General features: G+C 63.1%; 19 protein-coding genes. 1 reads left to right on the forward strand and 18 read right to left on the reverse strand.

All coding sequences use genetic code 11. From position 1 onward, the window contains the following. Positions 1-63 precede the first annotated feature (63 nt). The 3 genes from JV241A_RS23870 to JV241A_RS23880 form a co-directional block, all read right to left on the reverse strand. Positions 64-396 carry a DUF3077 domain-containing protein gene (locus JV241A_RS23870; protein ID WP_134064779.1) on the reverse strand — a complete coding sequence of 111 codons (333 nt, stop codon included), beginning with the start codon at positions 394-396 and terminating at the stop codon, positions 64-66. Between the two features lie 435 nt (positions 397-831). After that, a complete protein-coding gene (locus JV241A_RS23875; protein WP_134064781.1) occupies positions 832-1,122 on the reverse strand; it encodes a type II toxin-antitoxin system RelE/ParE family toxin in 291 nt (96 codons plus the stop codon). After that, a complete protein-coding gene (locus tag JV241A_RS23880; protein WP_038998262.1) occupies positions 1,112-1,351 on the reverse strand; it encodes a type II toxin-antitoxin system RelB/DinJ family antitoxin in 240 nt (79 codons plus the stop codon). Before JV241A_RS23880 ends, JV241A_RS23875 begins: the two co-directional genes overlap by 11 nt. A 463-nt stretch (positions 1,352-1,814) precedes the next feature. Here JV241A_RS23880 and JV241A_RS23885 point away from each other — a divergent pair, with 463 nt between their 5' ends. Further along, positions 1,815-3,194, forward strand: a complete 1,380-nt coding sequence (locus JV241A_RS23885) for an NAD(P)/FAD-dependent oxidoreductase (protein ID WP_134064783.1) — start codon at positions 1,815-1,817, stop codon at positions 3,192-3,194. On the opposite strand, the gene rfaD is transcribed toward JV241A_RS23885, so the two are convergent. The 15 genes from rfaD to tssJ all read right to left on the reverse strand — a co-directional run bounded on the left by rfaD (position 3,195) and on the right by tssJ (position 21,799). Further along, positions 3,195-4,187 (reverse strand): ADP-glyceromanno-heptose 6-epimerase, encoded by a 993-nt coding sequence (gene rfaD / locus JV241A_RS23890; protein WP_134064785.1) that lies wholly within the window; start codon positions 4,185-4,187, stop codon positions 3,195-3,197. A gap of 116 nt (positions 4,188-4,303) precedes the next feature. Then, complete coding sequence (locus JV241A_RS23895) at positions 4,304-4,669, reverse strand: hypothetical protein (RefSeq protein WP_134064787.1); 366 nt, start codon at positions 4,667-4,669, stop codon at positions 4,304-4,306. A gap of 16 nt (positions 4,670-4,685) precedes the next feature. Continuing rightward, entirely contained in the window at positions 4,686-5,141 is a 456-nt protein-coding gene (locus JV241A_RS23900) for a hypothetical protein (protein ID WP_115084896.1), read from the reverse strand. Continuing rightward, positions 5,138-6,043 (reverse strand): NAD synthetase, encoded by a 906-nt coding sequence (locus JV241A_RS23905; protein WP_134064791.1) that lies wholly within the window; start codon positions 6,041-6,043, stop codon positions 5,138-5,140. Before JV241A_RS23905 ends, JV241A_RS23900 begins: the two co-directional genes overlap by 4 nt. Before the next feature lie 76 nt (positions 6,044-6,119). Further along, positions 6,120-7,073 (reverse strand): type VI secretion system-associated lipoprotein TagQ, encoded by a 954-nt coding sequence (gene tagQ, locus JV241A_RS23910; protein ID WP_115084894.1) that lies wholly within the window; start codon positions 7,071-7,073, stop codon positions 6,120-6,122. Positions 7,074-7,154: 81 nt separating this feature from the next. Further along, positions 7,155-8,894: an SUMF1/EgtB/PvdO family nonheme iron enzyme gene (locus tag JV241A_RS23915; RefSeq protein ID WP_134064793.1), complete on the reverse strand. Its 1,740-nt coding sequence runs from the start codon at positions 8,892-8,894 to the stop codon at positions 7,155-7,157. After that, entirely contained in the window at positions 8,887-10,089 is a 1,203-nt protein-coding gene (locus tag JV241A_RS23920) for an FtsX-like permease family protein (protein WP_115084892.1), read from the reverse strand. The genes JV241A_RS23915 and JV241A_RS23920 overlap by 8 nt, the downstream gene beginning before the upstream one ends. After that, entirely contained in the window at positions 10,089-10,805 is a 717-nt protein-coding gene (locus JV241A_RS23925) for an ABC transporter ATP-binding protein (protein ID WP_115084891.1), read from the reverse strand. The genes JV241A_RS23920 and JV241A_RS23925 overlap by 1 nt, the downstream gene beginning before the upstream one ends. Further along, positions 10,805-13,753, reverse strand: a complete 2,949-nt coding sequence (locus JV241A_RS23930) for a serine/threonine-protein kinase (protein ID WP_134064795.1) — start codon at positions 13,751-13,753, stop codon at positions 10,805-10,807. The genes JV241A_RS23925 and JV241A_RS23930 overlap by 1 nt, the downstream gene beginning before the upstream one ends. A gap of 11 nt (positions 13,754-13,764) precedes the next feature. After that, positions 13,765-14,484 carry a protein phosphatase 2C domain-containing protein gene (locus JV241A_RS23935; RefSeq protein WP_115084889.1) on the reverse strand — a complete coding sequence of 240 codons (720 nt, stop codon included), beginning with the start codon at positions 14,482-14,484 and terminating at the stop codon, positions 13,765-13,767. Then, a complete protein-coding gene (gene tagF / locus JV241A_RS23940) occupies positions 14,485-15,135 on the reverse strand; it encodes a type VI secretion system-associated protein TagF (protein ID WP_134064797.1) in 651 nt (216 codons plus the stop codon). It abuts the gene before it with no gap. Then, a complete protein-coding gene (gene tssM, locus JV241A_RS23945; RefSeq protein ID WP_134064801.1) occupies positions 15,135-18,638 on the reverse strand; it encodes a type VI secretion system membrane subunit TssM in 3,504 nt (1,167 codons plus the stop codon). The genes tagF and tssM overlap by 1 nt, the downstream gene beginning before the upstream one ends. After that, a complete protein-coding gene (locus JV241A_RS23950) occupies positions 18,635-19,945 on the reverse strand; it encodes a DotU family type VI secretion system protein (protein ID WP_115084886.1) in 1,311 nt (436 codons plus the stop codon). The genes tssM and JV241A_RS23950 overlap by 4 nt, the downstream gene beginning before the upstream one ends. Positions 19,946-19,951: 6 nt before the next feature. Continuing rightward, a complete protein-coding gene (tssK, locus tag JV241A_RS23955; protein ID WP_134064803.1) occupies positions 19,952-21,286 on the reverse strand; it encodes a type VI secretion system baseplate subunit TssK in 1,335 nt (444 codons plus the stop codon). Positions 21,287-21,301: 15 nt separating this feature from the next. Then, positions 21,302-21,799: a type VI secretion system lipoprotein TssJ gene (tssJ, locus tag JV241A_RS23960; protein ID WP_134064805.1), complete on the reverse strand. Its 498-nt coding sequence runs from the start codon at positions 21,797-21,799 to the stop codon at positions 21,302-21,304. Between the last annotated feature and the right edge of the window lie 30 nt (positions 21,800-21,829).

Below are 21,829 nucleotides of genomic sequence, written 5' to 3' on the forward strand. Positions count from 1 at the left end.
TAGACGATGGGCTGCCAAGCAGCCCTGAAGCGAGAAGACAAACCTCTCGCATCGTCGACTAGATCAGACAGGCTGTACCAATCCTTTGCGCCTCAGCGCTTCACTCTCGAGCCCATCCAGCACGGCATCCACCAACCCCTTGGCCATTTCAGCCGAATGCAGGGTTGACCAGAGCAGCCCCTTCTTGGGCAGGCCATCGATGTGCTCGCATGCCTGCTGAGCGGTGTCATAGATGCCTTGCAGCAAGAGAGAAACGTGAACCAAAGCGTCTTCAGCCTCGATTCCATCACGCACAGCGAATAACGGTGGATGTCCGGCACCACAGGAGCCGAAGGGGGTTGCGGCAGTCTTGCCAAGGAGGGATTCAGGAGGATCCGGAACTATCTTTTTTGTCATTATGACGCTCCTTTTGCAATGGAGCTGTCACCGTCTGCGACCAAACAAATTGGGTGACAGCTGTACGCAGGTTGGTCGACCGGGACAAAAGGCAAACCCGGCAGGCACGAATGCCTCCCGCGCACAGCCGCCATAGCACGAATGTGCAGACGAAAATCCGTCAGCATTCGTGGATGGGAGCTTTTGCAATTTGCTGTACGGGCGACCAAACCCGATCGCTGATTTTGCAGCGACCGGGGAAGCCTAACGTTCACCGTGCCGAAATGGCAAGGCGGGAAACACACGAGTACATAATCAGGTGGCGGTAACTCGCGATCTTTTGCACTGACAGCAAGCTTGTGCCGGCAGTTGTGCCGGTGACGATAGTGTCGATGCCATGTCCCCCTCTGAGGAAGCAGAGACGGCCTTTTTTGTCTCCAAATGAGCTGGTTTCGCTCAGTCTGCCAATCGCTCAGACGCCTTGCGGTACACCTGCTCACGCTCCCGCTTGTCCACTGCCACCACGAACACCACAACCTCCTGATCTATCACTTGGTAAACCAAGCGATAGCCGCTGCTGCGTAGCTTTATTTTGTAGCAATCCTGCAGACTGCGAAGGCGATTGGCCTCGATTCGTGGCTCCAGCAAGACAGCCGCCAGCTTCTTCTTGAACTGGACACGTACGGTGTCGCCGAGCTTGTGCCACTCCTTTAGTGCCCTTGCATCGAACTCAAGGCTATAGGTCATCCAGGGAGACCTTCACTCGCTGTGGTGCAGCCAACCGCTCGCGTACTGTTGCGAGCAAAGCCTCGTCATCCTCCGTCAACAGCACCGGCTTGAACGGCAGCTGGCCCCGCTCTGCAACGTACTGCAAAGCCTGGCGCATCAGTTCGGAAGGCGTAACGCCGAGCTTTTCGAGCTCACGATAGGCCCGGGCTTTAAGATCGTCGTCGATACGAACGTTGATAGACGCCATGGCTTTGGCCTCACTGTAATGACATTAGTCTGTACAGTGACCGAAAGTAGCTCAACGAGCAAGCACCTCCAGCAGCTTGGCGACCACCTGCAGGTGGTTGTAATCCCCTTCCCCATCCGTTATAGCTAAAAAGGCATCCATAACCACAAGAGGCAGAATCAGCCCGCCATGTACGAGACCACACGTATCTTTCGCCCTTCAGGCCCGTTTGCCGCGCTGTTCGGCAAGCCTTACGGGCCCAACGCTGTCGCTAGCCCTGCGCTGACCAGCTCCCCCCTGTCGACGCTGTTCCACACCTTGTCGATCCCACCTCGTGACGTCTTGCTCGCGCACAAGCGCAAGCGCCCTGTCCCTCCGCCTGCCAGCTGACATCTGAAGTTTCCGCTTCCCCTCGCCCTCGGTTCTGCCGCTCAGGGCTGGAGATGCTTTGCATTTTTTTCAGTGTTTTCTGTCAGGAAATATTATGACTATTCGTGTTGCCATTATCGGCGCGGGCCCGTCCGGCCTGGCGCAGCTACGTGCCTTCCAATCCGCTCATGCCCAGGGTGCCGAGATGCCCGAGGTGGTGTGTTTCGAGAAACAGGCCGACTGGGGCGGGATGTGGAACTACACCTGGCGCACCGGCCTGGATGAGCACGGCGAGCCGGTGCACGGCAGTATGTATCGCTACCTGTGGTCGAACGGGCCGAAGGAATGCCTGGAGTTCGCCGACTACAGTTTCGATGAGCATTTCGGTCGGCCGATTTCGTCTTATCCGCCGCGCGAGGTGCTCTGGGACTACATCCAGGGCCGGGTGAAAAAGGCCGGAGTGCGCGATCACATTCGCTTCAATACCGCCGTCAAGGCGGTGCGATTTGACCAGGCTAGCCGCACCTTCACCGTCAGTGCCTATGACTACAGCATCGGCCAGGGCATCGAGCAGGTGTTCGATTTCGTCGTGGTGGCCAGCGGGCATTTCTCTACCCCGCATGTGCCGGCGTTCGACGGCTTCGAGCGCTTCTCCGGGCGAATCCTTCATGCTCACGATTTCCGTGAGGCAGTGGAGTTCAAGGGCAAGGATGTGCTGATTGTCGGCAGCAGCTATTCGGCCGAGGACATCGGCTCGCAGTGCTTCAAGTACGGTGCGCGCTCGATTACCAGTGCCTACCGCACCCAGCCCATGGGCTACAAATGGCCCAAAGGCTGGGAAGAGCGCCCGCAGTTGCTGCGGGTCGAGGGCGAGATGGCGTTCTTTGCCGACGGTTCGAGCAAGCGCGTGGATGCGATCATCCTCTGCACCGGCTACCAGCATCACTTCCCGTTCCTGCCCGATGAGCTGACGCTCAAGACCAGCAACCGCCTGTGGCCGGCAGGACTGTACCAAGGAGTTGTCTGGGAGCAGAACCCGCAGTTGATCTACCTCGGCATGCAAGACCTCTGGTACAGCTTCAACCTATTCGACGCCCAGGCCTGGTTCGCCCGCGACTACATGCTCGGGCGCATCAAGCTGCCGCAGCGGGCGGCGATGGCTGCCGACGGCGCACAGTGGCGCGCCGATGAACTGGCGTTGGAGTCGACCGCGTCGATGTACGAGTTCCAGGGCCGCTATATCAAGCACCTGATCGAGCAGACCGATTACCCGAGTTTCGATATCGACGCGGTGAACCGGATTTTCCTCAAATGGAAGTCGGACAAGAAGCAGGACATCATGGGTTACCGCGACAAGTCCTACCGCTCGGTGATCACCGGTACCGCTGCCGTGCCGCACCATACCCGCTGGCTCAACGCGCTGGATGACTCACTGCAAGAGTACCTGCGCGAGACCTCGGGCAAGGGCGATTTGAAGACCTTGCGCCAGCACTGACTACGGCGCGCGCTGCAACCAGTCGCAGTAACGTGCCACACCCTGCTCCACCGTCAGCGTCGGCTGCTGATAGCCAACGCTGCGCAAGCACTCAAGGTCGGCGCAGGTGTAGCACTGGTACTTGCCGCGCAGATGCTCGGGGAATTCGCTGTATTCAAGAATGCCTTCCAGCAGGGCCATCTCCAGCGACAGCGGCGGCTGGTCCTGCTGCTCGCGCAGGTGGTTGATCACTGCCAGTGCCACATCGTTGAAAGGCTGGGCACGACCGCTGCCGACGTTGAACAGGCCACTCAACTGTGGCCGGTCGAGGAAGAACAGGTTGACCTTGACCACATCCTCGACCGCCACGAAATCGCGCAGGTGGCCGCCGCTCGGGTAGTCGCCATAGCTGCCGAACAGGCTGACCTTGCCGTCGGTCTGGTACTGGTTGAAGCAGTGCAAGGCGACCGAGGCCATGGCGCCCTTGTGCTGTTCGTGGGAGCCGTAGACGTTGAAGTAGCGCAGGCCGACGATCTGGCTGCGCGCCTGTGGCAGTTGCCGGCGCACGCGCTGGTCGAAAAGGAATTTCGAGTAGCCGTAGACATTCAATGGCCGCTCGCATTCACGCTGTTCGCGAAAGTCGCGTCCGGCGCCATACACCGCTGCCGACGAGGCATACAGCAGCGGCACCTGCAGGGCCTGGGCGGCGTCGAGCAGGTCGCGGCTGAAGCGGTAGTTGTTGTCCATCATCAAGCGCCCGTCGCCTTCGACGGTGCTGGAGCAAGCGCCCTGGTGCAGCACGGCGCGTACCTTGCCGAACTGGCCGCGAGCGAAACACTCGAGAAAATCGTCCTTGTCCAGGTAGTCGGCGATTTCGCAGTCAGCCAGGTTGCGAAACTTGTCGCCATCGCTCAAGTCATCGACCGCGATGATCTCGGTTTCGCCGCGCTGGTTGAGGGCCTGAACCAGATTGCTACCGATAAAACCGGCGGCGCCGGTGACGATAATGGTCATGCCATGTCCCCCTTTGAGGGTGCAGAGGCCTCAGTTTAGGGAGTGGCGATTGTGCAAATATTAACCAGAGTCAATGGTTTTGCCGATTGCCGGCACGCATGGCCTTGAACAACTTGTTACGCGATTTGCGGATCGTCACCAGACGACTGCGACAGAACCGTAATAACCAGGAACAGCAGATTGCTGGAGCGCGGCCCATAGCTAACGAACAACGCCAGCAGATTAGCAACCAACAACGCAACAACCACCCAGACACCCCAAGGACGCCCGCGGACAACAAGCATATTGCCTATACAAAGCACCAATGAAGCGATCATCACGAGTACTACGGTGTAGTTGGCCTGCTCTGTCACACTGGCAAAATGCCCATCGACCACTACTACCGCTGTCAACGCGCAGGAGAAGCAGGCCAACAAAAAAGCGCAGATAAAGGTCGGAAAGTAACGGCGAAGAAACCCTGGTACGTCATGGAGATGAACCATTTGGGACTTCCCCCCTTCAACGACGTGCCTTGATTGCACGAGCTTCGCCCCGTTGCTTAACACGCTCCTTTCGCATCGCTACCAGATAGGCACGCATTTCCCTATGCCGTTTGCTGTTCAGAATCAACAACCCGATGAGAGGGAATAGCAGACCGGTGCTGTAGACAAACATATGAGGCCGATATCCGTAGCTGGGCAACACTGTTAACAGGCAAGCCACGAACAAGCCGACAATGACCCAAACCGCCCAAGCGCGACCCCTTACCATCAGAAAATGGCTCAGAAACCCCACCACAGAAAGCGCCAGCAGAACCATGGAGGTTTTGAACACTCGATCTTCAATACCTTTGAAATAGGTATTGGAGGCAAGCGCCACGGTGCAGGAAGCCGAGAAGCACATCATAAAGAAGGCGACGATGAACGCTGGAAAGTACTGTGCCAGAAACACTTTCAAACTCAGCGGCTGCGTCATTGCTCAAACTCCTCATACAAACCTACGGCGATCGTTTGCACTCTGCTGCTGCCCACAAACCCAGCACCAGCACCCAAGGAGTCTTTGATCAGGGTTTGGGTTGCATGCTTGAACTCGGTTGGCGTGTAGCGCTTGGTTAACTGACCGGTGCTCTGTTTGAGCCGTAGTTGCTTGGCTGTTAGCGACGGGTGCTTGAGCGAAAGCAGTTCATCGGTAAGTGCTTTACGCTGCTGACGGCTCAGGTTTCTGGAAAGCTCAGACCAACTGCTTCCGGTAGCCGCTTTGCGCACTTGAAGATACTTGAAAGTCGTAAGCCCAGAGGCCCCTACCCCCATCAACGACACAGCATCCAGCGCTGACGACATGTTCTGGTACCACTCGTAAGAGTCCAGCTCGTCGTTATCCGCAGGGTTCACCACTTCGTTGAAAGTTCTGTACCCGCCGAAAATGCACTGGGTGGTACTGGCCGCTGCAGCTGCGGCGCCCATTGTAGTGAGCACCAGGCTGGTGCCGGCAGTGAACGGCACCGCAACCGTGCCGCTAAACACTACGATCCATCCCAGAACTGCCCCGGTACAGGAAAGCGTTGCGTTCAGTGCTTCTTTAACCACTCGCGACTCACGCGGACTGGTCTTGAGCTCTTCGATGAACTGCGCAGGCGCCAGATACTTCTTCGCCTCACGCAAAATCACCCGCTTGGGCAACACACTGCAAATGGGTTGAAACTCACGCAGCGTCACCACGTTGTAGTCCGCATCGATATACACCACGCCGGCACCGACGATGCCTGGATCGGCGTCGATGGCGGCAAAGAGTTTCGGCAGGTTGATGCGGCTTTCGATGCGCTGCCTGGCGAAAAACTGCGATGGATTGCTATCCAGTCGGTTGAGTAACTCACTCATGTACGGTCTTCCTTGAAACGGCGCACAGGTCGCCCGGCCTTGTAGCACAAGGCCAGGCGACGCTGCTGTTCAGGCCTTACACGTTAGGGCAAGGCACCGGTGCCCAGTCACCCATGTCAGGGTTTTTGCACATGCTGTTGACCTGGCTCTGGCCGGCGCTGGCAACCTTCTGGCTTTCAGCCTTCTTGGCGTTGGCGTCCTGCAGGGTCTTCTCGGTGGCGACGGCTTCTTTCGGTACCTCTGGCAGCTTTTTCTTCGCCGGTGGCGGAGTCTTGGTCTTGCCGGTGTTGGTCTTCTTGGCGTTGCCGGTGGCCAGCACCGGCGCCTGGGCCTCGGCGACGATCACCACGTCGTTACGCGGTACGCCGACCTGCTTGAGGTCTTGCTCGTATGCCTGGGTGTAGTTGTTGAGGTTCTCACCCAGACGGCCGTTGACCGCAGTGATCAGGTTGTTCGACTCCTGCAGGCCGGCGATGATTTCCGCGAGGCGCTTGCGGCCTTCGCCATCGCTGATCTTGTTGCTCTTGCGGCCATCCATCAGGTTGGCGAACTCACGCTGGTAGCACGCCTGGGAGGCTTTGGCGTAAGCGGTGCTGCGGTCCATGTCGGCCGCGCTCTTGTTGATGTCGGTGGCGTAAGAGCCGATGCGCTGGTTGTCGTCGCTGATCTGCTTCTGGCGCTCGGTGTAGTAACCGGCCGCACCGCCGACCAGGGCACCACCGGCAGCACCGATGGCAGCGTTACGGCCACGGGTGTCGGAGTTGCCGGTCAGGGCGCCGGTCAGCGCGCCGCCGACGGCACCGATCAGGGCGCCGGTTGCGACCGACTTGGTCATGTCCGAATCGGTGGCGCGCAGGTGCTGGACCGGCTCGTAGCAGCTCGGGTAGTACTCGACCTTGGTCGTCGCACCGACCTTGGACGCCGGCGAGCTGGCGCAGCCAGTCAGCAGGACGGTGCTGAAACCGGCCGCCAGCAGCAGCGCGGCCCGGCCGTTGGAAGCAGTGAAGAAGGGCTTGCGAGTTGAAAGCATGGTCAGGTTCTCTCTCTGATTAAACACGCCCGGGACAACCTCATGTCGCCCCGGTCACTACGATGCTCGCTCGACAGCCGCTCAAGATTGCGGAGCAGCTGATGCGAGCAGTTCTTTCAAGATCGTCGCTGGGTCCGCACGCCGTTGCTGGCGATAGTCCCCGACATGACGGACGAACAAGGTCGCGCGGCTGAGCAGGCTCTTGCCCAGCACCGGCTTGCGATTGAGCTCTTCCTTGACCCGCTGGAACTGCGCCTGAATCACCGCATCGGTATAGCGCGTGCCAGTGGCAAGGTTGTCGATGTAGATCGCCACGGCGCCGTCGAGCGCGCTGCGGCCGTTGTTGATGGCGGCGGCGAACAGCTTGGCGCTGGTCTCGTCACCCGAGGCCTTGGCCTGCTGCTGGGTCTTCTGCAGGTTGGTCAGGCGGATGTTGTAGTTGTTGATGGTCTCGGCCACCAGCGCCGCCGACTGGATCAGGTTGCCGGCAGCTTCTTCGCGCTGTTGGGCGATCAACGAAACGTTGCGCTTGAGCTCTTCGTTGACCAGGCCAAGCTCCGCTTGCAGGCGCGGGTCGACGCTGGCGGCGATGATGCTGTCCAGGCGCTTGGTCGGGTCCTGGGCGTCGTCGATGGCGTCGGTCAGCGAGGCCATGCGGCCCTCTTTCTGCCATTGCTCGAACAGTTCCTCATAGCGCGAACGCGGGGCCGACAGGGCGCCGATGGCTACACGGAAACCTGTAGTTTCATTGCTTTGCTCAGTGCCATCGGCGCCGAACAGCGGGTACTCGCGACGCATGCCGGTGAACAGCGTGCCCTCGCCTTCCAGGTAATTGCCGCCCTTGACCACGAAGCCGCCATAAGCACCCTGGCGGCGCCCGGCATGCACCAGCTGGAACGACTCCTGGACCATTTCGGCAGCGTTGCCGACAACGTCGAACAGCCCCAACGGGTTGGGCAGTTTGGTGCCGATCGGGGTCAGGCGCGCGGCCTGGCCGGTGCCGCCGGCAACCTGGTTGAACACTGCCCAATCAGCTAGCGGCCCGTCGCTTTCACTGCCCTCAAGGCGTCGCGGGAACAGCCGGCCTTCCAGCTCCTGGCGACTGACGGCAGAGCCGCCACGGGCAGCAAACTCCCATTCCACTTCGGTCGGCAGGCGCACAAAGCCGATACCGCCATCCTCAGCCTTCTTGCCACGGCCACTGACCGGCAGCAGATCGCGGTGGTTCTTCATCAGCCAGGCGCTGTAGACCGCGGAAAAACGCTCAGCCTCAAAACGCGACAGTTTGACCTTGGGCAGGCGCCCGGCCATGCCAGTCGGTGCCTCGCAGGCCGGCGCCGGTTCGCCGCTGGCCAGCGACTGGGCCTGCGCCATCACCTGTGCGTACTGGCGGGCAGTGACTTCGTACTTGCCGATGAAGTACATCATCGGTCTCAGCGGGCTGCCGGCCTCGGTTTTCGGCAGGCTTGGGCTGATGCGTTTTTTCCAGTCAGTGGACAGGTCCTGCAGGCTGAACTGGCCGTTGATGAAGTCGCGGCGATAACCGGAAATAAACGACTGTTTGTAGCCCGCCTCGCCTTCGCTGAACGGATAGCCGAGGTTCACTTCACGGTCATCGAGGCTGCCCTGGGCCAGCACGTAGACGTGGCGGAAGACCATCTCGCCGTCGCACGGCAGCGGCAGGCTGATGTCGTCGGCCAGCGGCTTGGGGTTGTCCAGCTTGTTGCTGGCAGGCTTGGGGTCGTCCTCGGCCTGGGCACAGGACACCAGGCTCAGGGCGGCGACGATCAGCGCCAGGGCGGGGAAGCGGCGGTCAAACATCTCGAATTCCTTCACAAGCGTCTATTCGTGCCACGCGCCAGCCCCCCAGGGCGGCAGCGGCCGCGCTGGCCAACAGCACAGCGAGCAAGGCAACGAGGTAATGCGACGGGAGCAGATGGCTGGCGTACTCGCCGGGCATCTGCATGAACAACTGGTTGAGGCCGCTTTCGGCCAGGGCATACAGCGTGGCGCCCAGCACCGCGGCGAACACACCGCTGTACAGCGCCTGGAGCACCACAAAAGCCAGCAAGGCTGTCGTGCTGAAACCGAGCAAGCGCATCACCGATAGCTCGCGGCGCTTGCGCTCGACCGCAGCCAGGGCGCCAGCGCAGATAGCCGCGAACGCGCCAGCCACTGCCAGCGCGGCGATGATCCAGAACACCAAGGTCAGGTTGCGGCTCAACGACTGCACCTGGGCAATGGCCGGGGCCTGGGTCGAGACCAGCAACTGGCGGTCGGCAAAGAAGCGGCGCAACGGCTCGACATCGGTGAGGTTGCGCGCATACAGGCGAAAGGCCGGATAGACCCGTTGCGCCTCGCCGGCCTTGGCCTCCCCTTCCCAGGCAAAGGCGGGTACGGCGCGGCCATCGCGGTAGTCTTCGGCAGCTTCCAGCAGCGCCAGAGGCGCGAACAAGGCGTCACGCTCGAAGGCTTCCAGCGGCAATACGGCCAAGACCTTCAAGGTGGTGCGTTGAGCCTGAATCTGCCCGGCCAGCTGGCGGCTGAACGACGCCTCAAGCGAGTCGCCTGCCTGAGCGCCAAGCTTCTCCGCCGCCGTGCGGCTGAGGACGATCTGGTCGATGCCGTTGGGGATTTGCAGCCCCTGCAGAAGCGGGTCGCGGAGCGCCGTCGGGATCATCTCGACATTGACCACCACCTTGCGCGCAGACAGCACCAGATCAGCGGTTGCGGCAATTTGTCGGGTCCGCGGCAAGGCGAATGCCACATCGTGACGCTCAGCCAGTTCGGCAACGAAATCAGCGCTGAAACGACCACCGCCCAACGGGATGATTTCACGCACCGCCGGGTCGCGCTCCAAGCGCTCGGTCAGGCTGCTGACCAGGCCGAACTTCAAACCGAACAACACCAGCAACGGCGCGATCACCGCCACCAGCGCCAGCACGCTGCAAGCGGACAGGCGCGCGTCGTTGCGGTAGTCCCGCCAGGCCAGGGCAGCGATCAGCATCGGGCGCATCAGGGCTGGCCCTCCAGCGTGGCGGTGACACCGCCGTCGGCATCGCGGCGGCAGATCATGCGCAACACCTGCAAGCCGGCATCGCGGGCCAGCGCCTCGTCGTGGGTAGCGATCAGGCAGGCCACCTGCCGCGCTTGCGCCTGACGCAGCAACAGCTGCATCACCCGCTCGGCATTGAGTGGATCAAGGGCCGCGGTCGGCTCATCGGCCAACAACAGGTCGGGGTTATGCGCCAGGGCACGGGCACAACTGACCCGCTGGCGCTGGCCGACCGACAGCGCGTTCGGCTGCTTGTCGAGCTGGTCGTCAATCTCCAGTTGCTCGGCCAGGCGCTGTACGCTGCCGTCATCGCCCAGGCCAAGCACCTGGCGCGGCAGGGCGATATTGCTGCGTACGTCGAGAAAGCCCAGCAAGCCCCCCGCCTGCAGCACATAGCCCAGATGCCGGCGGCGCAGGTGCGCCAGCCGGTCCTGGCGCTGCTCGCGCCACAGTTGCTGAATGTCGTAAGTGTGCGAGTCGGTGCTGAACACGAAGCGCTCGGCCTGATCCGGCTGCAGCACCAAGGCCAGCAGGTCGAGCAAGGTGCTCTTGCCGCAGCCGCTAGGGCCGACCAGGGCCAGCTGCTGACCGGCGCGCAGTTCCAGGCGCTCGATCTCCAGGCTGTAGCGCTGGCTGCCGAGGCCGCGGGTTTTGCGCAGCGCTTGCAGGCTGATCATCACGGCAGCGTCGACAACGGCACACGGTACAAAGCATCACCGGGCTCGGCATTGCCGAAGCGCACCCAGTTGGCCATGTCGTTGTGAAAGGTTTCGTACAGGCGGATCTTCGAATCCAGCTCGTCGATAAAGTCTTCCTGTTCGCCAACGCTGAGCGACAACCACAGGTCCTGGGTCATGCTCAGGGATTTGCTGCGGTACGGCAGGCCCTCCAGGTATTCGCCCAGCACACCGCCTTCGGCGAGGTTGGCGCCCTTGCGCAGGGCCGCCGGGTCGCGGCTCATGTAGGCACTGGCGCTGGCGATCTCCTGGAAGAAATCCTTGGGCGAAGTGCGGGTCTTGCGCGCGGCATCGACGATCAGCTTCAGCGATTGCTGCAGGTCGTTGAGTTGCAGCTTGGTGAGCATCACGCAGACTTGCAGGGTCGGCAGCGCCGGGTTGGTCAGGTCGCGGTCGGAGGTCCAGGCGCTGACCAGTTGCGGGGCCTGGCTGGCGCTCTTGCGGCCGAGAAAGTCCATGTGCATGGCATAGCCAATGGCGGCTGATTTATCCGCAACGCTTGGCGAAGCAGCCAGCAGCGGTGCCGGTTGTGCCGGGTTGCTGCGTACCTGGTGGACCAGGTCGGCGAAGCTCGAGCCGATCTCGCGCACCCGCTCGCCAAACTTGTTCACATCGCCACCGGGCACCGACACATACAGGTCGCCGATCTGCGGGTTGGCATCGGCAGTCAACACCCGGTACTGCTGCTCGGCGTAGGCGTGGTTCTTCTTGCCCGCTTCGGTGCGCAGGTGCAGGGCGTAGATCTTGATCTGCTTGCTCAGGGCCGCCTGGCGCACTTCGGCTTCGTTCATCTGGGTGCTGCTGTAGCGGTCGTTCTTGCGCAGGGAGCCGGCGTCGCTGACCAGCAGAATCAGGCGCCCGCCATAACCGGACCAGTCCATGCCGTCGACCGCCTGCATGATCCCGGCAAAGGCGTCTTCGTTGAACGAGTGGCTGGAGACATTGGTGGCCTTGACCTGTTCGGCCAGCTTCAGGAAGCGCTCGGGATCGCGGCCCTGGTCCAGGGTTACCAAGGTCTTGGTCAGGTATTCCAGGGCCGGCGTGCGCGTGGTGTTGTTGCGAAAGCCGACCAGGCCGAAGCTGACGTTATCCAGCTCACCACGGCGCGAGATCTGCCCATGCAGCTCGTGCACCACCTGGCGCACCTGATCGATATAGGGCTGCATCGATACCGACGTATCCACCACCAGCACCACGGCGGTACGGAACGCGTCGCTGGAGGACGCCATACCGGCGGCCTTGGGTTGGCTGCTGCGCGCGCTGCTGCCAGGGTCGATGGAGGCGACATTGAGCAGCTGCAGCGGCTGGCCGTTTTCGTCGAAGCTCTCGCGCGCCTCGAAGATCGGCATCAGGTAGAACTGGTCCTGAGGCACGGCGCTGGCGCTGGGTTCCAGGGCCATCACTTGCGGTACTGCGTCCGGAGTGTTTTGCGCCTTGAGCAGTTCGGCGCGGGCCGCCGAGGTATCGCCGAGCAAGCGTTCCAGCTCATCGGACTGGCGCAGGAACATCACCGGTGCGCGCCCCGAGCGTTCGGTGAACTTGAGTACCAGGCTCTGCTTCCAGTCGCTAACCTGGGAGGCCGGCAACCAGCCGTCGCGGCGGCCATCACTGGCGGTGCCGACCTGAAGCCAGGGGCTGCCGTTGAGGTCCTGACGCTGGTAGACGTAGAGCACGGTAAACGCCGGCAAGGTATCGCTGGGCGTGGCGCCCGGCTGGCTGACGACCTGGGCGCCGGGCTTGCTCAGCACGCGCTGGAACAGGGTTTTCTTGCCGGCCATCAACAGCGGGCGATTGTCGTCATTGCTTGCGCTCGGAGGCGTCTGTGGTGCCGGTTCGCTGGTTTGCACCGGCTGGGAATCAGCGACCTGTTCATCGCCACTCATAACCCAATAACCAACCCCGCCCAGGCCCAGCGCCGCAGCGATCGCAATGGCAAGCAAGGCCACTGCCGGGCGCTTGCGCGGGGCTGCCGGTGGCGATGCCTTGGCGATGGGTTCTGGTTTCGGCGTTGGAGGCGCCTGTGGCGGCTCCACCGCCACAGGCGTCACCGGGCTGGCAATTGGCAGCGGCTGGATCAACGTGCTTTGAGTATCTTGTGCTGGCAGCCGATCGAGCGCCGCCAGCAAGGTCTCGGCATCGGCAAAGCGCTCGGCCGGGTCCTTGGCCAGCAGGCCACGAAGAATTTCCTGATAGCGGCCGTGCTCGATCGGCAACTCCGGCAACGGCTCGGTCAAATGCGCCAGTGCCGTCGACAGTGCGTCGTTGCCGCTGTATGGCAGCTTGCCAACCAGCATCTCGTAAAACACCACACCCAGGGCATAGAGATCGGCGCGGCCGTCGATGTCCTGGCCACGCGCCTGCTCCGGGCTCATGTAGCTCGGGGTGCCAACAGCGAAACCGGCCTGGGTGAACTGGGTCCGGTCATCCAGCGACTTGGCGATGCCGAAGTCCGACAGCACCGCAGTGCCATCGGCGCGAAAGAGAATGTTGGCCGGTTTCACATCACGGTGCACCAGGCCCTGGGCATGGGCGTAGCCCAGGGCTGAAGCGATCTGGCGGATATACAGCAGGCCCTGCTCCGGTGTCACCCCGGCGGCAATGCGCTCCTTGAGCGTGCCATTGGGCAGGTACTCCATGGCCATGTAGTACAGCTCGCCGACATTGCCGATGTCGTGGATGGTCACCGTGTGCGGGTGCGACAGCCGCGCCAGGGTGCGGCCTTCGCGCAAGAAGCGCTCGCAGAAGGTCGGGTCGGCAGCCAGGGCCGCAGCCATGACCTTCAGGGCCACCTTACGCTCCAGCGAGCGTTGGGTGGCCAGGTAGACGGTAGCCATGGCGCCTTCGCCAATCTCTCCGTCGATGTCGTATCCGGGAATCACTTTGTCCATGTGCTTGGTCTTCAACCGGCCTTGATGACGACGGCGGTAATGTTGTCGGGGGCGCCCCGGGTCAGGCCCAGGTGCACCAGGCTGCGGACCACCTGGTAGGGGTCGCTGTGGCCCAGCACTTCGCGGATTTCATGGTCTTCGGCAGTCTTGTTGAGGCCGTCGCTGCACAACAGGTAGGTATCGCCGGGGAAGATCTGCAGTGACACGGCCTCAAGCTCAAGCTCGGGCTCGACACCAATCGCCCGGGTGACGATATTGGCCCGCGGGTGCACCCGCGCTTCGGCCTCGCTGAGCAGGCCGCTGTCCTGCAGTTCCTGCACGTAACTGTGATCGCGGGAGATGCCCTCCAGGCGCCCGTCGCGCAAGCGGTACAGGCGGCTGTCACCGGCCCACAGGCAGATACCCTGGTCACCACGCACAGCCAAAAGCACCAGGGTGCTACCCATCATCGTCACGCCACGCCGGACGCTTTCTTCGCGCACCGCTGCGTTGACCGCCGACAGCCGCTCGCGCAGCACCTGGGCGTATTCATCCAGGGAATGCGTTGCCGGCAACTGGCGCAAGGTATCGACGATCAGGCAACTAACGTAATCGCCCGCCGCATGCCCGCCCATGCCATCGGCAACCGCCCACAGGCCTTCACTGCCAAGGTCCAGGCAGGCGTCTTCGTTGATGCTGCGCACCATGCCGACATGGCTGTAGCTGGCTGCGGTGTAATGCAAAGCCGTCATCTAGCGCGCCGCCTCACTACCCAAAAGAAAACTGGCGAAATCCTCGCTGCGCGGTAGACCGGCACAACGCAACAATCCCGCCTCGATATGCTCCGAACCCCGCCCCCACCACAGGCTCATGCCGGCGCAGGCACTTTCGGCCAAAGCGGCCTGGCGGGCCTCGGGGGTCACTGCCGCAAAGCGCTGCAAGCCAGCAACCGCCGGGCTCGAAACGGCACTGATGCGGGGTGCGGAAAAGCCCTGGACCGCCGCATCGAACGCCTCGAAACCAGCCTGGGGTTCCAGGGTGGCCAACAGCTGCGCTTCGCCGTGCTCGAACCAGTCATCCGGGCCACTGACCACCGCCGCCAGCGACTCATCCGACGCCAGAACCTGAGCCAGGGTAAGAGGGAAATAGCGCCCTACCCGGTCGATGCTGGGCATCAGCACGCCCACTACAGCCTCTGGCCCGCAGACCCCCGGGGCCAAGGCAAAGCGCCACAAGGGGCTGACCAGATAGGCCGGCAACCAGTGCTCGGCCAACTGCTGCTGGCTGGCCATAAGCCCCGCCGCCAGCCACTGGTCCCAGGGCTGGATGAAGCTCTGCGGCAAGCCGCGGCTGACAAAGTCGCCACGGCTGGCCAGCTTGCCGTAGAAGCCAACGCCACCCATCACAACCGCTCCGGCAGGCTGAAGCCGCTGAGCACGCGGCTCTTGAACGGGTTGAAAGCGCTGTTGGCGCGCAGTTCGTAAGACACGCTGGCACCGTCGACGCGCAGGCGCAGGCTGAAGCGATCCGGGCCGTTGCCGGCCACCAGATCGGATTGATCGAGCAAGCGGAACCAGGCCCACGGCCCTTCCAGGGTCAGGCCGGAACGGCCGTTGGCCGACGGCGGCATGATCGACAGGCGGACCACGCCGATACTGTTGGGGTTCGGCCACTGCATTGCTACCGGTCGGCTCGGGCCGTGGTCATAGCTGATCTGCTGGCCGTCGAGGTCGAGCAAAAACTGGGTGATCGAGGCGTCCATGGCCACCGGCTTGAGCTCGAAGCGCACGGTCGGCTGCATGCCGCCGGAGCGGAAGAACGCATCGCGAATCGCCGCCGAGCGCTGGAAGGTGTGCAGCACACCAGGGCCGATGCCGAGTTTCTGCGCCGCACCCGGCTGCCAGCGCCACGGGTTGGCCGAGGTATCGACGTACGGCTGCAGGTACTTGCGGAAATAGCTGTCCATCACCCCGCCAACGCCGAAAAACTGGCCAAAGTCGTCCAGCGTGGCATCCCGCGAGCTGCCCGGTGCCAACGGGTAACGGCCGCTCAGGGACTGGCGATAAACGTTGACCACTTCACTGACCCAGGCGGCGTTCAGTTGATTGCGCACGCCGCCCATCATGGTGTTGGTGGTCGAGCTGACGACCGACTTGACCAGGCCCTGGACCATCGGCGGCTGGCGTTGTGCGGTGAGGCTGACACGATTGGCGGCGGCAGTGGCCTGGTTCTTGGCCTCACCGAGCAAGGCGTCACCACTGGCACCGACCATGGCACTGACCTGCACGTACAAGGCGTTCATGTCGGTGAGCAGGCCATCGATGGCCGCAGGCTCGCCCTCGCCCTTGCTGACCAGGCTGGCCAGTTCGGCAAAGTGCGCGGTGACCGGATCCTCGTTGTGTTGCGCCTGACGGATATCTGCCGGTGCATCCTGGCCCAGCAGGTTACCCAGGCGTTGCTTGAGCTGATCGACACCGGCCTCGCTGGCTTTAGCCTGGGCGGCGGCGAGCGGGTCCTGCTGTTGCAGGTTGGTTTCCTTGGCCACGGCGGCCAGCAGTTTTTTCAGCGGCGAAGTCGGCCCGGAAATCACCCGCAATACATCGGCGGCCTGGGCCACGCTGGTGATCGGCACGAAGTCGATATCGGCCAGCAGTGCGTCCCAGTGGCGGATGTAGTCGGCAAAATACAGGCGGCGCACGTCGGCAGCCAGGCTGCTTACATCACCTTCATCGGCCTGCTCGCGGCCCAGCACCCAGCGTTCTTCGGCCAGGGTGTTGCTGTGTTGCAGGCTGGTGGCGAGGAACGCCTTGCGATAACCCTCGACGGTGAACAGCCCGCTCAATGGCTCGCCCAACGGCTTGCCGCTCTTGCGGCTGAACACCAGCGCAGCATCGCGGCCGGCGGCTTCGCTCAGGCGAAAATCGCTGACGCCGTCTGGCAGTTTCTGCCGCTTGACCCGGTCATAGACGCGCTGGGCCACCGGCAACTGCTGCAGCTGGCGACGCAGGTCTTCGATCAGGTTGGCATCCAGGCGCGCATTCGGCGGACGCTTTTCAAACAGCGCCTGCAGGTGCTCACCCAGCGCCGCACGCTGCTCAGGAGAGAGGTCACGGGGCAGGCTCTGCTCCCAGTCGAGGGTTACCCAGGCCTTGATGAAATCAGGGTCATAGTGCTCGCCGTCCGCCAGCATCAGATACGCCTTGAGGCCTTCGTAGAGGAAGTCGGAACCACCGCCACTGTGCAGCTGCTCTTCGATACGGGTAACCAGGCGTGGGGCAAACACGGCAATCAGCAGCTTGCGGTAGACGCTGGCCGACTCGGCTTCGAGCATGTCGCCCTGGTACAGCCCCAGGCCTTCTGCCCAGCTGGGTGGATCATCGGCCAGATGGCGCACGGCATTGAGCAGCGGCAGTACCGCCAGTACATCGCGCTGGGCCGGGCTCAGGGTTTGCAGGACTGGCCCCAGCGGCGCGAGCTTACGCTCGACCTGGGCGATGTAAGCCTGGTTGGCGCGATAGCTCAGCGCCCACACGCTGCCGACCAGCACTACCAGGGCAACGCTGGCCGCGAGTGCAGCACGGGCCAGCCATTTGCGCCGGCGCTCGACCTTCGGGTTGACCCCGACCAGCCCGCGCTCGGCAAAGGCCACGGCGCTGAACAGTTTTTCGATGAAGTAACTGCGGCCGGTGCCGGTCTGGCGCGCCAGGTGCTGACGGTCCAGGCCCATGCTCTGGGCCATGGCGCCGATCAGCCGGTCGATCGGGCTGCCTTCCTGGGTGCCGCTGGTGAAGTACACGCCACGCAACAACGCGCGCTCTTCATAGGCATTGGGCTTGAACACGCCGTCGAGGAAACTCTGCAGGTTCGAGCGCAAGGCAGCGAACTGCTGAACAAAGCCATAGACCAGATCGCGCCGCGCCGGATCGCGCTCTTGCTGCAGGCGCTCGACCAGCCGCTCGTTGAGGCGTTGCTCAAGGCCGGCGAACTCACTCTGGAACTGCGCCAGCGGCCCTTCAGCCGACTTGTCGTCGTCCAGGGCAAAGGTCATGCCCCACACCTGGGCGCGCTCTTCCTTGCTCAGGGTGTCGAAGAACTCCATGAAGCCCGGCACCAGGTCGAGCTTGGTCAGCATCAGGTAGATTGGAAAGCGCACGCCCAGCTGGCTATACAGCTCCTGGATGCGCGAGCGGATGGCCGCCGCGTGGGCGGCACGTTCCGCGTCGCTGCCCAGCAGCAGGTCGGACAGGCTGATGGCAATGAAGGCGCCATCGATCGGCCGACGCGAGCGCTGCTTCTTCAGCAGGTCGAGAAAGCCCAGCCAGGCAGCCTTGTCGACCTGGGCGTGGCTGTCCTGAGTGGTGTAGCGGCCTGCGGTGTCGAGCAGCACAGCCTGGTCGGTAAACCACCAGTCGCAGTTGCGGGTGCCGCCAACACCGCGAATTGCCCCGGCGCCAAACTGCGCCGCCAGAGGGAAATGCAGGCCGGAATTGACCAGCGCCGTGGTCTTGCCCGAGCCCGGCGGACCGATGATCACGTACCACGGCAGCTCGTACAGATTGCGCCGCTCGTCACCACCGAGGCGGGCCTTTTTCAGCAGCGCCAGGGCTTCGTCCATGCGCTGGCGCAAGGTCGCCAGCTCCTCGGCGGTAGCAACGCTGGCAGGGTCCGGGGCGGTTTCCGCGGCCAGGCTGCGCATGACCTCTTCCGCCTGGCGGCGGGCCTGGACAATGCGCCACAGGCGATAGCCGAGCCACAACGCAAACAGCAGGGCAATCAGGGCCCAGCGGCGACCCGCCGGAATCAGCACATCCCACAACGGCCCGACGAACCAGATGATCAGGCTCAGGGCGATCAGACCCAGCACCGGGATGACCCAGCGAATGACAAAACCGAAAAACGCCTTCACTCGACCCCCTCCGCCAATACAGTGATTTCAACCCGGCGGTTCTTTGCCCGGCCTTCGGCCGTGTTGTTCGGTGCCAGTGGTTCGGTATCGCTCAGGCCCTGTGCGGTGAAGCGCGCAGGCTGGCCGGTCTTGGCTGCCAGAATCTGCTGGACCTGCTCGGCGCGGGCCTGGGACAGCGCCCAGTTGGACGGGAAGCGCAAGGTCGCAATCGGCCGGTTGTCACTGTGGCCGGTGATCCGCACCTGGCCCTTGACCTGGCCAATGGCATCGGCGATGCGCAGCATCAATGGCTGCAAGCTGTCATTGATGCTGGTGCTGGCCGAGGCGAACAGTTCGTCGCCGCGGATGGTCACCACCGAGCGGTCGACGGCGTCTTCGACACTGACCCGCCCGGCCTTGATATCGCTGGCCAGGAAGCCCGCCAGCCGTGGCCGTTCCACTGGTTTTGGCTGGGTCACCGGGCGATCGATGGCTTGCACCGGGATCTCGCCCAGGGCATGAATGTTCTTGAATACCGGCTCGGCGTCGGCGGCGAGCATGAAGCGCAGGGCAAACAGCAATGCCAGTAACAGCGCCAGGGCAATGGCCAGGCCCACCCAGGGCGGCATGAACTGCGACAGTCGATCACGGGTGACGCTGACCCCGCGCCAGTGCGGCGACAGTTCGCGCTCGAACTCGCCCCGGGCACTGCGAATGGCGGCGGCAGTACGTTCGCGCAAGGCTTCGAGCTGAGCACGGCCACCGTTCATGACCCGATAGCGGCCTTCAAAGCCCAGGCACATGCACAGGTACAGCAACTCCAGCAGGTACAGACGTTCGCGCGGGCTCTGCAGGCAGTGTTCAAGCAGCTGGAATACCTTCTCGCCACCCCAGGCTTCGTTGTGCACGGTAATCAGCAGGCTCTGCTTGCCCCAGTCGCTGCTGCTGCCCCAAGGCGTACTGAGTACGGCTTCATCGAGAGCGGTGCACAGGGCGTAACGCGCCAGCAGCACTTCGTTACGCGCCACCCCGGCGGCTTCGGCGCGCTCTTCGAACTGACGCAGATAGGCCAGCAACTGCGCACGCAGGCTGGCCGGGGCCGGATGGGCGATGGTGCTACGCAAGCGGGTCAGCAATGCCAACAACGGGCCGGCGGCGCTTTCCAGCGGGTTCAGGCCAAGTGCCTGGCCACCGGGCAACGGCTGTGCCGGCATCGACGGCGGCGCAGCCGGCTCAGGCATATCCGCCTGTGGGCCACGGCCACCGGGGCGCGGCATGAACTGGGTACGGTCGTTGGCCGGCGGTGCCGACGGGTCGTTAGGCTGCATCGCGGCTTATCCTCGGATGGCCCAGAAGGCCAGGTTCAGCCCCGGGAACTCGCCGGCGACGTAGAAAGCAAAGCCCCCGGCGTTCTGCAGTTGCTGCCAATGCTCGCTGCCGCGATCGAGTTCGTAGTAGGTGGAGCCGGCATGGAACGGGATCTGCCGTGGCGCCACCGGCAACGGCAGCAGGCCGATGCCCGGCAGTTGCAGGTTGACCAGGTCGCGAATGTGTTCGACCGCACCGATCTTGCTTTGCTGGGCAAAGCGCCCGCGCAGGGTCTCGCTCGGCACGTCGGCGCGCACCACGAGGATGAAGCTGGCGTTATCGAGCAGGCTGCGGTCAGCCAGCATGGCCACGTGAATGCCGTAGGCCTTCTCGACGATCGGGATGGGCGTGGCCTTGCTGTCGATCAACATCGACAGGGCTTCGCGCAGCGCCTGCATGACCGGGGCGAAGCTCGCTGCCAGGTCATCATGCTGGTACACCGGGAACTCGCCCGGGCGACGGTTGCTGGCACAGAAGGTGGCGAACTCACCGGCCAGGCTGACCAGCTCGCTGTAAAGCCGCTCCGGGTGCAACGGGCTCAACTGGCTCAGGTGTTCGACCAGCGGTTGGGCGCGGTTGACCAGTTGCAGGAGCATGAAGTCGGCGATTTCCGAAGCGCCGCCGGCACCCGAGGCTACCACCCGCCCGGCCAGCGCTTCGCCGCGTTGATGCAGCAGGCCCAGCAGTTCGCTGCGAAATGCCGACAGGCTCTTGCTCGCCGATACATCCAGCACTGGCGCGATATAGCTGTCATCCAGGACCAGGGCGCGGTCGGCGCGCTTTTCCTTGATACGTACCAGGCCCAGCGCGGCATAGTCGCTCAGGCCCTCTTCGGCAGTAATCAGGCGCAGGGCACGGGAACCGAGAGCGACCGGCGAGCGATTCTCGAACGGCGCGTTGTCGTCGCGCACTTCGGCCACCCGGCTGACATAGCGCGCACCGCCCAGCGTCTCGCCCTCGTCGACCGTATCGCGGGCACCGGCGCGCTTGAGCGGCAAGGCCAGGTACACGAGGCCATCACGCAGGTTGTCATCGATGTTCAGCGGGCTTGGCGCCAAGTCATCCTGGGGGATGTTGAAAGGTGTGCCGTCAGGCAGCAGGCCCCGAGCCGAAACGATGGCCAGTTTTCCCTGGGCCAGCAGGCCCTGGTCGATCAGCAGCTCGGAAAAACCCCAGGCGCCCGCCGACAGTGGCCGGCTGCGGGCATCGATCAGATTTTCGAGATAACGGTCATGCTGTTGAAAGTGCTGGGTTCCGAGGAACATGCCTTCCGACCAGACCACACGATTGTTCCAGGACATGGCTTCTCCGATCGCCTATTGGGCGGTACTGGTTGGGGAGGTATGGGCAGCGCTGCGCACAGCGCGGACATCGAGGCTGATCTGGTAATCCAGCGGCGGCACGGGCAGCAGGCTGCGCCACTGCGCCTGATCGACCTCGCGGTAGCCGACCACCAGGCCGATCTGGCGGGTGGTCGAGCTCAGCGGGCGCTCGACACGCAGTTGCTCACCAGGCTGCACCAGCACTTCGTCCTGATCGATCAGGTCGGCGCCCAGGGTCGCCGGAGCACGTTCGGCCAGGGCGAAATAATCGGCGCGGTTGAAGTTGGCGCTGTTCTTCAGTTCGAAAATGCGCACGCGCACAGGCGCGGCCTGGCCGTTGGCGCCCGGGTTGAGCCCGGCGGCGGCACTGAAATACAAGGTCACGCTGGTAGGCCCTGCCACCTCGGGCTGGACCGGTGCTGCGACTTCATCCTTGCTACAACCACTGAGCAACAGTGTGGTCACCGCCGCCATCAGCATTGTTCGAATCATCCTGCGTCCTCAATGACGTGGCACTTTCCG

Source organism: Pseudomonas sp. JV241A, from assembly GCF_900275665.1.
Classification (GTDB): Bacteria; Pseudomonadota; Gammaproteobacteria; order Pseudomonadales; family Pseudomonadaceae; genus Aquipseudomonas; species Aquipseudomonas wadenswilerensis.